13 protein-coding genes are annotated in these 13,751 nt (G+C 58.0%); 11 read left to right on the plus strand and 2 right to left on the minus strand.

Annotation, left to right across the window (positions count from 1 at the left end):
• Nucleotides 1-133: 133 nt before the first annotated feature.
• Nucleotides 134-421: a DUF982 domain-containing protein gene (locus C934_RS0108505; RefSeq protein WP_018856289.1), complete on the plus strand. Its 288-nt coding sequence runs from the start codon at nt 134-136 to the stop codon at nt 419-421.
• On the plus strand, nt 421-1,470 hold the full coding sequence (gene ligD, locus C934_RS0108510) for a non-homologous end-joining DNA ligase (protein ID WP_018856290.1): 1,050 nt from the start codon (nt 421-423) through the stop codon (nt 1,468-1,470). The genes C934_RS0108505 and ligD overlap by 1 nt, the downstream gene beginning before the upstream one ends.
• Nucleotides 1,471-1,916: 446 nt before the next feature.
• On the opposite strand, the gene C934_RS0108520 is transcribed toward ligD, so the two are convergent.
• Nucleotides 1,917-2,807 carry an SMP-30/gluconolactonase/LRE family protein gene (locus C934_RS0108520; protein ID WP_245267925.1) on the minus strand — a complete coding sequence of 297 codons (891 nt, stop codon included), beginning with the start codon at nt 2,805-2,807 and terminating at the stop codon, nt 1,917-1,919.
• Between the two features lie 108 nt (nt 2,808-2,915).
• Between C934_RS0108520 and C934_RS0108525 the strand changes: the two genes are divergently transcribed.
• The 8 genes from C934_RS0108525 to C934_RS0108560 are packed head-to-tail and all read left to right on the plus strand — an operon-like array spanning nt 2,916 to nt 10,425.
• On the plus strand, nt 2,916-3,629 hold the full coding sequence (locus C934_RS0108525) for a FadR/GntR family transcriptional regulator (protein WP_018856293.1): 714 nt from the start codon (nt 2,916-2,918) through the stop codon (nt 3,627-3,629).
• A gap of 11 nt (nt 3,630-3,640) precedes the next feature.
• Nucleotides 3,641-4,849: a mandelate racemase/muconate lactonizing enzyme family protein gene (locus tag C934_RS0108530; RefSeq protein WP_018856294.1), complete on the plus strand. Its 1,209-nt coding sequence runs from the start codon at nt 3,641-3,643 to the stop codon at nt 4,847-4,849.
• 41 nt (nt 4,850-4,890) lie between these two features.
• On the plus strand, nt 4,891-5,868 hold the full coding sequence (locus tag C934_RS0108535) for a sugar ABC transporter substrate-binding protein (protein WP_018856295.1): 978 nt from the start codon (nt 4,891-4,893) through the stop codon (nt 5,866-5,868).
• Nucleotides 5,869-5,922: 54 nt separating this feature from the next.
• Entirely contained in the window at nt 5,923-6,900 is a 978-nt protein-coding gene (locus C934_RS0108540) for an ABC transporter permease (RefSeq protein ID WP_018856296.1), read from the plus strand.
• Nucleotides 6,901-6,903: 3 nt separating this feature from the next.
• On the plus strand, nt 6,904-7,635 hold the full coding sequence (locus C934_RS0108545; RefSeq protein WP_018856297.1) for an ATP-binding cassette domain-containing protein: 732 nt from the start codon (nt 6,904-6,906) through the stop codon (nt 7,633-7,635).
• Between the two features lie 10 nt (nt 7,636-7,645).
• Nucleotides 7,646-8,389: an SDR family oxidoreductase gene (locus C934_RS0108550; protein ID WP_018856298.1), complete on the plus strand. Its 744-nt coding sequence runs from the start codon at nt 7,646-7,648 to the stop codon at nt 8,387-8,389.
• On the plus strand, nt 8,390-9,286 hold the full coding sequence (locus C934_RS0108555) for an aldose 1-epimerase (RefSeq protein ID WP_018856299.1): 897 nt from the start codon (nt 8,390-8,392) through the stop codon (nt 9,284-9,286).
• Complete coding sequence (locus tag C934_RS0108560; protein WP_018856300.1) at nt 9,277-10,425, plus strand: fumarylacetoacetate hydrolase family protein; 1,149 nt, start codon at nt 9,277-9,279, stop codon at nt 10,423-10,425. Before C934_RS0108555 ends, C934_RS0108560 begins: the two co-directional genes overlap by 10 nt.
• Nucleotides 10,426-10,528: 103 nt before the next feature.
• Here the strand turns inward: C934_RS0108560 and C934_RS0108565 are convergent, their stop codons facing one another.
• On the minus strand, nt 10,529-11,557 hold the full coding sequence (locus tag C934_RS0108565; protein ID WP_018856301.1) for a LacI family transcriptional regulator: 1,029 nt from the start codon (nt 11,555-11,557) through the stop codon (nt 10,529-10,531).
• 230 nt (nt 11,558-11,787) lie between these two features.
• On the opposite strand from C934_RS0108565, the gene C934_RS31750 reads away from it, so the two are divergent.
• Nucleotides 11,788-13,686: a glycoside hydrolase 5 family protein gene (locus C934_RS31750; protein ID WP_156828734.1), complete on the plus strand. Its 1,899-nt coding sequence runs from the start codon at nt 11,788-11,790 to the stop codon at nt 13,684-13,686.
• The last annotated feature ends 65 nt before the right edge of the window (nt 13,687-13,751 follow it).

Here is a 13,751-nt window from a genome sequence, read left to right on the forward strand (position 1 = left end):
ACTGCTGTCCTTCAGGGGAAAGGGTAACTCCCATGCGACGCTTTTGTTCCGGTGGACTTATATATTTTCACTCCCCTAGACAAACGAATCACTTGGCATTTTAGTGGGCGGAGATATGTCAAGGAGTTTCGCCATGGCCGTCGATCTTCCCGTGTTTATTAAGCCCCTGCAGGTCGAAATCGATGGCATGGGACGATATCGAAAAGCGGAGACCGTCGACCAACTGGCGGCCATGCTGCTCAGCGGCAAATGGCATCATCGCGGCGGCGAGAAATTTCACAGTGCGCTGATGCGATCGGTGGAGGCCTTGGAATTTTATACCGATGCCGATACAGCCAGGGCCGCGTTCGTCGATGCTGCCCACGAGGCAGGCATGCTCGTACTTCCCGACGACATCGCCGAGATGAAAAAGGCTGGCTAATGGTGAAGGCTCCTCGTGAACGGCCGTTGCTGGCCGACGACCAGCCAATCCGTTCCCGTCCACGAGAGCCGCGCGACCCCAGGCAGCCTCAGCTGCCATTCGACCCAATGCCCGACCGGATCGAGCCGTGCCTGGCGCTTTTGAAGCCGCGCCCGCCGGTCGGCGACGAATGGTTCTATGAAGTAAAGTGGGATGGGTATCGGATCGCGGTCCACCTCAACAAGGGTAACGTTCGCATCCTGACGCGTGGCGGACACGACTGGACGCATCGCTTCCCACACATTGACCAGGCGGCTAAGGCACTGGATGTGGGGAGCGCCATCATCGACGGGGAGGCGGTAGTCCTCGATCCCGAAGGTCGCCCTCACTTCGGAATGTTGCAGAACTCGCTCGGGGGACGAGGTGGCAAGCTTCCGTCCGGCCAGGCGATGATGATGGCTTTTGATCTGCTTTATTTCGATGGTCACGATATTCGCAGCTTGGAACTGACGGCGCGACGTTACTTTCTGGAGTCACTCTTGCGAAACGAGGATGGCGCTATCCGCCTGTCCGATACCATTGATGGTGATGGCCGTGAGATTTTTGCTGCTGCATGCCGGCATGGGCTCGAAGGGATAATCGCCAAGAACAAGGACAGCAGTTATCGATCTGGTCGCCTTGGCGATTGGGTCAAGATCAAATGCGTCCAGCGCGACAGCTTTATCGTGGTCGGATACGAGCCATCGCCTGTGGCGCGGGGAGGGATCGGCAGTCTGCTGCTGGCTGCTCGAAAGGGGGACGCGTGGATTTATGTTGGCAACGTTGGCACGGGTTTCAATGAAAATAGCGCGGCCGCGCTTCGGAAACTGCTGGACCGCATCGTCAGAAGGCGGCCGCCAGTCGTGTACGACGGCCGCCGGAAGGACATTGTCTGGGTGCAGCCGACCCTCATCGCCGAAGTTGAGTATCGAGCATGGACGCATGATGGAAAGCTTCGGCACGCCTCCTACAAGGGGCTGCGAGAGCACCAGGACAATGCGGCGGTGCTCGAAGTCGGCTGCGATTCATGACCTGGAAAGTAGACATGACCAGCACATGCGACTTTCTCATTGGCTGCAAGCTGGGCGACAATGCGCAAATGGCGGAGGGGTGCACCGCGTTCGAAGAACGACACCTGGAGAAGAACCCATCGCTCTCAAAGCGAATGAGATTGCCTCATTTCAGAGAGGCCGACAAAGCGCCGGAAGTGGTTCCGCACGCCGATGTCCGAGGGGCCGGGAGCTGGCAGGTTACGGCTGCAGGTGAAAGACGAGCCGCATGGGCTCCTACCGCTTCTCCACAGGTGGCGTAACCATAGGCTGCCGGACAATAGGCGGCATCCGGAGAACTTGCCAATGTTCGATCGGTTGCAGAGGCGGAACTAAAGTACGCCGGCAATCAAGTTCTGATGCGCGGGTAATACCTCATTCCCGATTGTGCGTGCAGCCTACACCTATCTTACCGCTGGCGATGGGATCTACCCGAAGCGATTTGCCCTTCGGCCGCGCTTTCCCATGTTAATGGCGAGCAGGGCGCCTTCGAGCGGATTTCCCCTTACCTCTTCGTCCGTCATCGAAAACCGGGCGGAAGTGACGAAAAGAGTGGAAAGGTCATGGCCGCCAAAAGTGCAGCTTGTTGGCTGGGAAACCGGCAGGTCAACGACCCGGTCCACGCGTCCCTTTGGATCTAAGCGGACGATGCAGCCACCACGGGCGACGCGGCAATTCCAGATGAACCCCTCGTCGTCTAGGCACGAGCCATCTGGAAGGCCTCGCTCGAAGCCGGCAAATACTGGAACGCGGTTGCGGAGCATAGAGCCGGCGATCTCATAAGAGTAGATCGTGTTTTGAAGCGTGTCCGCCGTCAGCACGGTACCGTCACCCGGCCAGACCAAGGTGTTGGTGATGCCGAATAGATCGTTCGTCAAGGGTAGCACCCTGCCATCGGGGGTGTAACGGTAGAGCCGACCCTTCTCGCCGTTCATTGCCAATGGCGTGCCGTCAGCGGCGATGTTGTTCTGCATCGTGCCGACCCAAAAGGCGCCATCCGGACCGACGACGCCTTCATTCAATCGATTGCCGGTCGTCCCGGGCTCTACTGTCGCAACCGTCCGGAACACGTCTCCGTAATCCCAAAGCGCAATCGTGGTGGCGAGGCCGACAATCGCTCCGCCGTCTTGCCTCAGTCCGATCGAGGTTGGCATGTCAGGCGTCGGCCAGCTTTGGTACTCACCCGTTGCCGGCGCCAGGGCATGGATGGCTCGTCCAACAATATCGACCCACAGCAGGCGCTGCCTGTGGTCATCCCATACTGCGCTCTCCCCCACGATGTTGGCCGCCGTCAGAGCCACCTCAACATTTATTCCCACAGAAACCCCCGGTCCTAATATTGACTGTTGACAGACAGGGTAATCATAAAATACGCATAAATCAATGAAAGCTGTCATACAGGTTTTGAACTTTTGAACGGAGTTATCATGGCGACTGTTTCGGAGGTAGTCGGAAACGCGGGGCTGGTCAGCAATGCGATTGGAGCGATCACCGCTCATATCCGCATGAACGAACTGGGCCCGGGCGATCGCCTGCCAAGCGAAGGAGCGTTGTCTAAAGAGCTCAGCGTATCGCGCACAGTGGTGCGCGAGGCATTCCGGTCGCTTGCAGCAATGAGGCTCATCGACCTGCGTGTCGGCAAGCGAGCGGTGGTCGCGCAACTGGATCATGGTGCGATGTCGCTGATGATCGAGCATGGCATTGACACCGCACAAATCAATGTCCAGCAAATCTATGACGTCCGCCGGACCATTGAAGTGCGGACGGCAACACTCGCGGCGCTGCGCCGCTCCAATGATGAAGCCCGTGCGATTCTTGAGCATGCCGAGGCGATGCGTACAAATTTCGACGCGGCGGAACGGGTCATGGAGAGCGACCTGGCATTTCATCTTGAGATTGCTCGCGCCTCGAAGAACCCGATCTTCGCGATGATTGTCGGTGCGTTTCAGGGTGTCTCGAGACAGACATGGCCGATCGGATGGCGCAGTCGATCATCTGACAATGAGCGGCATGCCATGAACGACCTGCATGTCGCGATCGCCGAGGCGATTGTTGCGGGTGACCCCCAGGCTGCAAGCCAACTGATGGCCCAGCATTTTGAAGAGAGCGTGAAGGCGTTGCTGGCAGCCGGCGTCGCATAGGGAAGCATCTTATGAAAATCACGAAACTAGAGACCGTGCGTGTCGCGGAACGCCAGAACCTGCTCTGGGTACTGGTCCATACGGATGAAGGAATTACCGGTCTCGGGGAGACTTTCTTCGGTGCAGAGACCGTGGAAGCCTACATTCACGAATACGTAGCGCCACGCGTTATTGGACGCGACCCGCTGCAGATCGATCTCCTGGCCGCAGATCTCGTCGGTTATCTCGGATTTCGGTCGTCAGGGGCTGAGGTGCGGGGCAACTCGGCATTTGACATTGCACTGTGGGACATCTTTGGCAAGGCAACCGGACAGCCGATTGCACAGCTGTTGGGCGGATTCAGCCGTCGCGAAATCCGCACTTACAATACCTGCGCCGGTACGGAATACATCAAGAAGGCAACCGGCCAAACGACGGCTAACTACGATCTGGCGACATCTGCGACCAACGCTTACGACGATCTGAATGGCTTCCTTCTTCACGCCGACGAACTCGCCCACTCCCTGCTTGAAGAAGGGATAACGGCCATGAAGATATGGCCCTTCGATATTGCGGCGGAGAAGACCCGCGGCCAGTACATTTCCTCACCGGATCTCAGGCGGGCGCTGGAGCCGTTCGAGAAAATTCGTTCGGCCGTGGGCGACAGGATGGACATCATGGTCGAGTTCCATTCGATGTGGCAACTGCTGCCTGCCATGCAGATCGCAAAGGCGCTGACGCCCTACCAGACATTCTGGCATGAAGATCCGATCAAGATGGACAGTCTCTCCAGTCTCGGACGCTACGCGGCCGTGTCGCCCGCACCGATTTCGGCATCGGAAACGCTGGGTTCTCGCTGGGCCTTCCGCGATCTGTTGGAGACCGGGGCGGCTGGCGTTGTGATGCTCGACATCAGCTGGTGCGGGGGGCTGTCGGAAGCAAGGAAGATAGCTGCGATGGCGGAAGCCTGGCATCTGCCGGTCGCGCCTCATGATTGTACCGGGCCCGTCGTGCTTTGCGCCTCGACGCATCTTTCGCTCAACGCGCCCAATGCGCTTGTCCAGGAGAGTGTGCGGGCCTTTTACAAAACCTGGTATCGCGATCTCGTCACGGCATTGCCCGAGGTGAAAAACGGAATGATCACCGTGCCGCCTGGTGCCGGATTGGGCATGGAACTGCATCCCGATCTCGATAAGGCATTCACGGTGTCTCGCCGCATATCGAACTCCGTAAGCATCTGACTTTGTAACTGAAGCAACACTCAAACCTGGGAGGAAAAGGCATGAGAAAGAGCATTATCTGCGGTGCATGGGGGCTTGCCCTTTTAGCCACTACGAGCATCGCACAGGCCGAACCGCTGAACATCGTTTTTGCGCACCATTCGTCGGCATCAAATACCTTCTGGCAGGCGGTCAAGAAGGGCTTCGACGACGCCTGCGAGAAGATCGGCGCGAACTGCCAGATGGTCTTCACGCAAACCGAAGGATCGGTCGAGCAGCAGCTGTCGAACATTGAAGCAGCACTTGCTCGCAAGCCTGACGCGCTCTTGACCTCGATCGTTGACGACAAGGCGCTCGACGACGTGATTGATCGCGCGGTCAAAGACGGCGTTGTTGTGATTGGCGTCAACGTTGATGACAGCAAGGGGGCCGACGGTAACAAACGCGCGGCGTTCGTCGGCCAGGGCTTCCGGCCGGCCGGTCATTCGCTCGGCAAGGCGATCTCCGAGAGTTTTCCGAAGGATGGGCCGGTCAAGGTTCTGGTTGGCGTCTCCGCGCCTGGGCAGAACTGGTCGGAGGCGCGCGGGCGGGGTGTCATTGATTTTCTTGAAGAATATAAGGCTGCCAACCCCGCGCGGGATATTTCTTGGGACCGCATCGACAGCGGAACTGACCTTGCTGTGACCGCAGACCGTGTTGGCGCCTACCTCAACGCGCATCCCGAAACCACCGCCTATCTCGACACGGGTTTCTGGCATGCATCGGTCGCACGAGTTCTGAAGGATCGCGGCATTGCGCCCGGCAAGGTTCTGCTCGGCGGTTTCGACCTCGTTCCTGAAGTGGTCCAGCAGATGCAGGCCGGCTATGTGCAGGCCGAGGTCGATCAGCAGCCATACATGCAAGGTTTCATGCCGGTGATGGAAGTTTACCTCGCCAAGAAGCTGGGTCTTGCGCCGTCGAACATCGATACGGGCCAAGGCATCGTGCGCCCGGCGGATGCAGACATGATCATGGATCTGTCCGCTAAGGGCCTGCGCTAAGTCAAGGCAGGAAGGGGATCACTCAAGAGCCCCTTCCACTCTGGAGATTGCCTAATGAAAAGACTTCTGAAGATTTATATGGAGAAGCCAGAGCTTGCCGCTCTCCTTCTGCTGGTCGTTTTGATGTTCCTGTTTCAGAGCCGGTCAGGAGGACTATTCCTTACTGCTGGCAACCTGCGAGGCGTGTTCGGAATCTTGCCCGAGATGGCCTTGGTCGCCATCGGCGTGACCGTCTTGATGATATGTGGCGAGTTCGACCTCTCGGTTGGCGCGGTGTTCGCGTTGATGCCGATGACGGTTGCGGTCCTAATGACCCATGATGTCCCCTTTTCCGTTGCGCTGGCGGCGGGATTGCTGGTGTGCGTCGCAATCGGCTTCCTCAACGGCTTTCTCACGATCCAGTTCGCCATCCCGAGCTTTATCACGACGCTCGGAATGATGTTTGTGGCGCGCTCGCTAACGGTAGTGGTCTCCGGTGGGTTTCCGCCGTTGCTGTCGGCGGATCTGCCGACCTGGTTATTTGTCAGTTTCGTCGGACCGGGTGAGCTCTTCCGTATGTCCTTTATCTGGTTCGTCGCTGTCGCACTCCTCGTGTCCTTGCTGCTGAGCCGCACGAATTTCGGCAATTGGGTGCGTGCGACTGGCGGCTTTCTTCCCGCAGCAAATGCGATGGGCATCCCCACGGCGCGCGTCAAAATTGCCTGCTTCATCCTATGCTCGGTTCTGAGTGGATTTGCTGGGTTGATCCAGGTCTTGCGCCTCGGCTCTCCCTTGCCATCCATCGGGGAAGGCATGGAATTGCAGGCTGTCGCGGCTGCGGTCATTGGCGGAACTGCACTGACAGGCGGCATCGGCGCGGTTCTCGGAGGGATTATCGGTGTGGCGCTAATCCGCGTCATCGACAATGGCCTCATCCTTAGCCAGGTCGACGCCAACTGGTTCAAGTTCGCTATCGGATCGCTGACGATTTTCGCGGTTATTGCAAACTCTTGGCTGCGCAAACGCGCCAAGGCAATCAAGGTGGAGGTGTGAGCCATGAACGAACCCATCGTTTCGGTTAAAAACCTGCACAAATGGTATTCGGGTGTTCATGCCGTCAAAGGTGTTTCGATCGATTTCGCGCGGGACGAAGCTGTCGGGCTGATTGGCGACAACGGTGCTGGAAAGTCCACCCTGATCAACATCTTGTCAGGCGTCCAGCGACAGGACGAGGGCGAGATCTTCGTGGAGGGCCAAAAGGTCGCCATTTCTGGCCCTCGCGACTCGATGCGGCTCGGCATCGAGACCATCTATCAATACAACTCCATGGTCCCGACCATGTCGATCGCGCGCAACCTCTTCATCGGTCGGGAGCCCATGCGGTTTTCGATTGCAGGCGTCGGTGTCATGGACATGGGCAGGATGCGTGAGGAGAGCGTCAAGGCCATCAGCAATGTGGATTTGCATCTGAGATCGCCGGATGCCCTAGTCGGCGAGCTGTCTGGCGGGCAGAGGCAGGGCGTCGCCATTGCGCGTGCCATGCACTTCAAATCGAAGGTGATGATCCTTGATGAGCCGACCAATCACCTTTCGGTCAAGGAAACCAACAAGGTCATCGGTTTCGTTCGTTCCCTGAAAGAGCAGAACGTAACCGGCATCTTCATCAGTCACAACATGCACCATGTCTTCGAATGCTGTGATCGAGTTGTCGCCATGGCCCGTGGCCAAGTCGTGCTCGACAAGCGGATCGGCGACACGACGATCGAAGAAGTTCAGTCGGTGCTCTGAGGAAACGCCAATGGGAATGCTAGAAGGAAAAACGGCCCTGATAACAGGAGGCCTCGGAACTCTGGGAAGGGCTCAGGTGCTACGGCTTCATGCCGAAGGCGCGTCCGTGATCGTTCTTGATCGGCCAGACATCGAAGACGGCGCGCAGAAAGCGGCAGAACTTGGAGCCGGCGTTCGGTTCCTCGGTTGCGATCTCAACCAGCTGCAGGTCACGGAGGAAATTGTCAGCGAGGAAGCCAAAACCTTAGGTGGCATCGACATCCTTATCAACAACGCCGCCTTGATCATCAACAGGCCGTTCGAGGCGTTTAGCCTGGAGGAATATGAGAATCAAATCCGGGTCAACTCGTCCGCCGCTTTTGCGGTAGTGCGGGCAGTCGCGCCGTTCATGAAACCGAAGCGAAGCGGAAAGATCCTCAATTTCACGTCAATCACCATGAACGGGCAGTGGGACGGCTATGTGCCTTATGTGGCGTCGAAAGGCGCGATGCTCGGTCTGACCAAGGGACTCGCCCGTGAACTCGGTCCGTATGGCATCAACGTCAATGCCGTCTCGCCGGGCGCGGTGGTTTCGGAAGCCGAAGAGCGCGTGTTCGGGGATCGGCTGCAGCAATATAGCGACTGGGTTCTGGACCGTCAGTGCCTGAAGAAGCGCATCGAGCCCGACCATGTCGCGAGCCTCGTTCTCTTTCTGGTGTCGCCGGCGTCCGATATGATCTCGGGCCAGAATTTTGCGATCGACGGAGGCTGGTAATTGCATCCGCAGGAGATCGTTCTGGAGAACGACAAAGCCCGCGTCGCCGTTGTTCCCAGCTTGGGTGGCGGTCTGGCGCGGCTTGATGTTCGCGACGCCGAGGGGAGGTATCGGCCTCTCCTGCGGCCGTGGAGCGGGCGGATCACTGATGGTCCCTTCGCTCTGGGCTGTAATGTTCTGGTTCCCTTCTCCAACCGGATATCGCAGGGAGGCTTTGTATTCGGCGAGCACCATTACCGCATCGATCCCAATCTGGACGGTCAAGAGCTTCCGATTCACGGAGATGCGTTCATGCGGGAGTGGCTGATCGCTGGGCGGGATGCATCGACGACGACGCTGCATTGTCCTCACGGTAGTATCGGCCCGTTCCGCTACGATGCAAAGCAGACACTGCTCTTGTCGCAGACCCGGCTTGTTCTCCATCTGGAGGTGACATCGGCATCATCGACGGCCTTGCCTTTTGGCATCGGGTTTCATCCCTGGTTTCCGCGAAGCCCACAGACAAGAATTCGCTTTTCAGCGGATAAGGTCTGGCTGGAGAATGAAAAACATCTGCCGCTGGCATTGGTCGATATCGATGCGGAAGGTCGCTGGAATTTTTCGGCTCCGACCTTTTTGCCGAGCGGCTGGACCAACAATGCGTTCACCGGATGGCCGGGCTTCTGCGACGTCACGCAAGGCCCTGATGCCGTTTCTTTCCGCTTGAGCGCATCTGACAATCTCGACGTTGCTGTCGTCTATTCGCCCGGGCCGGACGCGGATTTCTTCTGTTTCGAGCCTGTTTCTCATCCGGTGGATGCGCACAATCTTCCCGGTATGCCGGGGCTGGCGGTTCTTCAGCCCGGCAAAACCCTCACAAGTTCGATGACTTTGGACTGGAGTTCCTCATGGCACTGAATTCGTTCGAACGCGGCATGTTTGTAGGCCGGATATTCCGCTCCGAGTTTGGCGGTCCGTCGGTGGTCGTCGTGCGCGACGGAATGGTGTTCGATATCACCTGTGCCGAGGCGCCGACGATGCGCGACCTGCTGGAGAAAGACGATCCGGTCTCGTTCGTTCGCGCGCAGCCCGGCGAAATTGTCGCGTCGCTGGGAGCGATAATGGACCCGGATCTGCCCAACCATGCCCCATATTCGATGCTTGCACCCTGTGACCTGCAGGCGGTGAAGGCGTGCGGTGTCACCTTCGCGCGATCGATGCTCGAGCGGGTCATTGAAGAAAGAGCTGCCGGAAACCCAGACATGGCGCGCTCGATACGCGAACGCGTGACAGCGGTTGTCGGGGATAGCTTGCGCGACCTGCGCGCCGGATCGGAGGAAGCAGCAAAGGTCAAGGAGGCATTGATCGAGGTCGGCCTCTGGTCGCAGTATCTGGAAGTGGGCATCGGACCAGACGCGGAGGTCTTTACCAAGGCGCAGGTCCTGTCCTCCGTCGGCTGGGGCGCGTCGGTCGGACTTCATCCGGTGTCGAACTGGAATAACCCCGAGCCCGAGATCGTGCTGGCCGTGGACAGCCGGGGGCGCGTGAAGGGGGCGACACTCGGCAACGATGTCAACCTGCGCGATGTCGAGGGTCGTTCGGCGCTTCTTCTCGGCAAGGCAAAGGACAACAACGCCTCTTGCTCCATCGGGCCGTTTATCCGCCTGTTTGACGAGACTTACTCGATCGCGGACGTGCGCAACGCCGAACTGGAACTACGGATCGAGGGCAGGGACGGTTTCGTCCTTGATGGCAGCAGTTCGATGAAGGAGATCAGCCGCGATCCGCTCGATCTCGTCGTCCAGACGATTGGTCGCCACCATCAATATCCTGATGGGCTCATGCTGTTCATGGGAACCCTTTTTGCGCCGGTCGAGGATCGCGATACACCCGGCCAGGGCTTTACGCACAAGATCGGCGACAGGGTAGCAATTTCGAACGCTGAGTTGGGCAGCCTGATCAACACGGTGGCCTTGTCGACCGAATGCCCGCCCTGGACCTTCGGGACCGCCGCGCTCATGCGCAACCTTGCCACGCGCGGCCTGCTTGGCAACTAGGGCATGACAATTCATCGGTCAACGCCGATGGTGGCGCCGAGCGCGCAATAGCCCACATAGATAGGCTCCGGCTAGAGGGATTGGCCGGAGCGAAGGTGTCGGATCAAACCGACGCGTCACGAAATTTCGGTGCAATGAGTAACTGCAGGCTCGTCAGTTCCGTGCCACTGGCTACAGAGATGATAGTGCGAGCCAGTTCGTTTCCGGCCGCACGGATATCCTCGTTTATGGCGATAATCTCGGGCCGGATCCACTCGGTGAAACGAGTCGGTTCTTTCGCAACCATGTCAAAATCAACTTTTATGCGGGCGCCGACACTTTCGAGACCGGCAAGGAGAGCGACGCCAGTGCTTGCGCTGCCGGCGACAAAACCATCAACTGCACCTCTCTCGAATGGCCAGCGTGTCCCCTCCTTGAAAATATCCTCCAGGGGGCTGTCGAGATCGACGTTGCCAAACGGTACTTCCACGCATCCAAAGTCACGGATGCCTCGGCGGAATCCGTCCGACATGTGCTTGCAGAACATCAGATGCGACGGTGGCGCCAGGAGCGCGATATTTCGCCGCCCGTTGTCCGCAAGCCGCCGAACGCTCTCATAAGCGAAGGTCTCATTGTCGAAATCGACGGAGGCGTGAACACTCCGTAGCTGCGTTCGACCGAAGGTGACGAACGGAAACTCTTCGTTCGTCAAAAAGATAACGCGCTGATCCATCGGTTGGGTACGGGTGATGATCAGTCCATCGGCCATGCCGCTGTCGAGAACCTCTCCGACCGCCTTCAACGGGTCCTCATGCGGGCTATCTGGCACCACCACCATGCCATAGCCTGAACGGGAGAGCACCTCGGCGACGCCGTTTACAAGCGGCCCGGCTATGCCAAGGATTTCATCTTCCATGTTCAGCACCAGGGCAATAACGCGTGACTTGCCCGTACGAAGTCTGAACCCTGCGCGGTCCGGGCGATAGCCTATCTGGCGTGCCGCGAGCCTCACGCGCTCTTTCGTCGATGAGCTAATATCGTCGGCATCGTTGAGCGCACGGGAGACGGTCGCAGGGGCCAGCCCAGTGAGCTGCGCGATCGTTTTGAGCGTTGGTTTGGGCTGGCGGTCAATGCGACCACGATTGCCGCTCATTGAGTTCTCCGAAAACGATATAGAAATTACCCTTAAGTCTCTCGATGAACAGTGTCAAACATATCTGATTTTACAGCACTTGTGGGGTCTGGATATTTTGTGTATTCGCTTTCCGTAATCGATTTCGGAGATGGGTTTTGGTCGGTTTGGCGAATGATTCAATCAAGCTCTTTCCTCAGGGGGGTTTGGCACTCGGATGCAACTACTGGGCATCCCATGCGGGGACGAACATGTGGCAGGATTGGCAGCCGTCCGTCGTTGATGCCGACATGGCTGCCCTGGTTAAGCATGGGGTCCGTTGGTTGCGGGTCTTCCCATTGTGGCCCGACTTTCAGCCGATCAAGCTGCTTCGAACACATTCCGCCGCCCCCTATGAATATCGGCTACGCGAAGAGCCTCTTGGAACCGATGCCCTTGGCCGGGCCGGACTGTCCTCGACAATGATCGGCCGGTTTCGGGAAATGTGCGCTCTCGCTGAAAAGCACGATCTCAAACTCGTTGTCGGTGTGATTACCGGATGGATGAGCGGCCGCCTGTTTGTTCCGCCGGCGCTGGAGGGTATGGATCCTATCAGTGACGCGAGGAGCATTGCTTGGCAGATACGATTTGTCCGAGAATTCGTGAGTGCCCTGAAGGACGAGGGTTCGATCGCGGTATGGGATCTCGGAAACGAATGCAATTGCATGGGCGTCGCAGATAATCCGGACGTCGCCTATACATGGACCGCGGCCATTTCGAGTGCCATCAAGCGCGCCGATCCTTCGCGGTCGGTCGTCTCCGGCATGCATACCCTTTCTTCGCGGTTGAAAGGCCATAAGAACCCGTGGCTGATCGAAGATCAGGGTGAGTTGACCGATATCCTGACGACGCATCCGTACCCGTACTGGGTTCGCCACGCCGAACTCGGCCACGTCGATGACTTCCGAACGACATTCCACGCGACCGCAGAAACCAGCTTCTATCGCGATATCAGCGGCAAGCCCTGTATCGTCGAAGAAGTCGGGACAATGGGTCCGATGATTGCCAGCGATGAAGTTTCGGCGAAGTTCGCTCGGGTCAACATGTGGTCCTTGTGGGCGAACGATTGCCGAGCCTTTGGATGGTGGTGTGCCTACGATCAAACCGGTCTCGGTCATGCGCCCTATGATTGGTTCGCCGTCGAAACCGAGCTCGGATTGGTGAAGACCGACCACACGGCGAAACCTGTCTTGGAAGAGTTCGCAAAATTCCAGAAGGTGATGGAGCATGTTCCAAATGGCACGCTACCTGCTGCAGCGATCGATGCTGTCTGCATCCTGTCGGACAATCAGGACGATTGGGCCGCCGCCTATGGGGCATTCATCCTTGCCAAGCAGGCAAAGCTGCAGCTCGCCTATTGTCACGTTCATCAAGAGCTCCCCGAAGCTGGCATCTACATCCTGCCTTCGTTGACTGGTCCCAACTGCATACCGAAGCGCGTATGGCTCGAACTGCTGCGGCGGGCCAGGGAAGGGGCGACGCTTTACGTGTCCTTCAAGGACGGCATCGTGCCCCATTTCGTGGAAACGTTTGGTGCCGAGATAGTATCGCGGTCAAAATCACCCATGGCGGCGTCCGCAACGATCCTGGATGGTGGCCATAAGATCGAAATACTCGGAGCTGGCGAGACACGGGTGAAATTGACCTCAGGCGAAGCCATTGCAACGAGGGACGATACTGGCGATCCCGTCTTCTGGAGCAATCGCCTCGGCAAGGGTAATGTTTACGCTTTGGCTTTTCCAGTTGAGGTCGAATTTGCCGGAACCTTGTTTAGTGAGGACAATCCCTATTGGCGCCTGTATGCGCAGTTCTCGAAGGCGAACAAGAAATCGCGCCTCATAGGTGTTGTCGATCCAGCCATTGCTGTGACCGAGCACGAGTTTTCACACGAACTTCGGTTTGTCGTCCTGATCAATCATAGCCGCGAAGTTCGATCGATTGAGTTCTCCGTACCAGACGAATGGGAAGTCACAGATATCTGCAAGGATGAAGAACGCGTCGACGGTCGGACGGGGATCGAGGTGCCGGGTCTGGATGCTGTCATGCTTCGAGTGCGGCCGAAGCACTGCTCGACCGTTGGCGGCGGTGTAGCTCGACGTCCTAGTCAATAATGCTGCTTCCAGGTGCACACGACTGATATCAGACCCAGAGATGACGATGGTGACCACTTGGGCCC

Source organism: Rhizobium sp. 42MFCr.1 (genome assembly GCF_000377185.1).
GTDB lineage: Bacteria > Pseudomonadota > Alphaproteobacteria > Rhizobiales > Rhizobiaceae > Rhizobium > Rhizobium altiplani.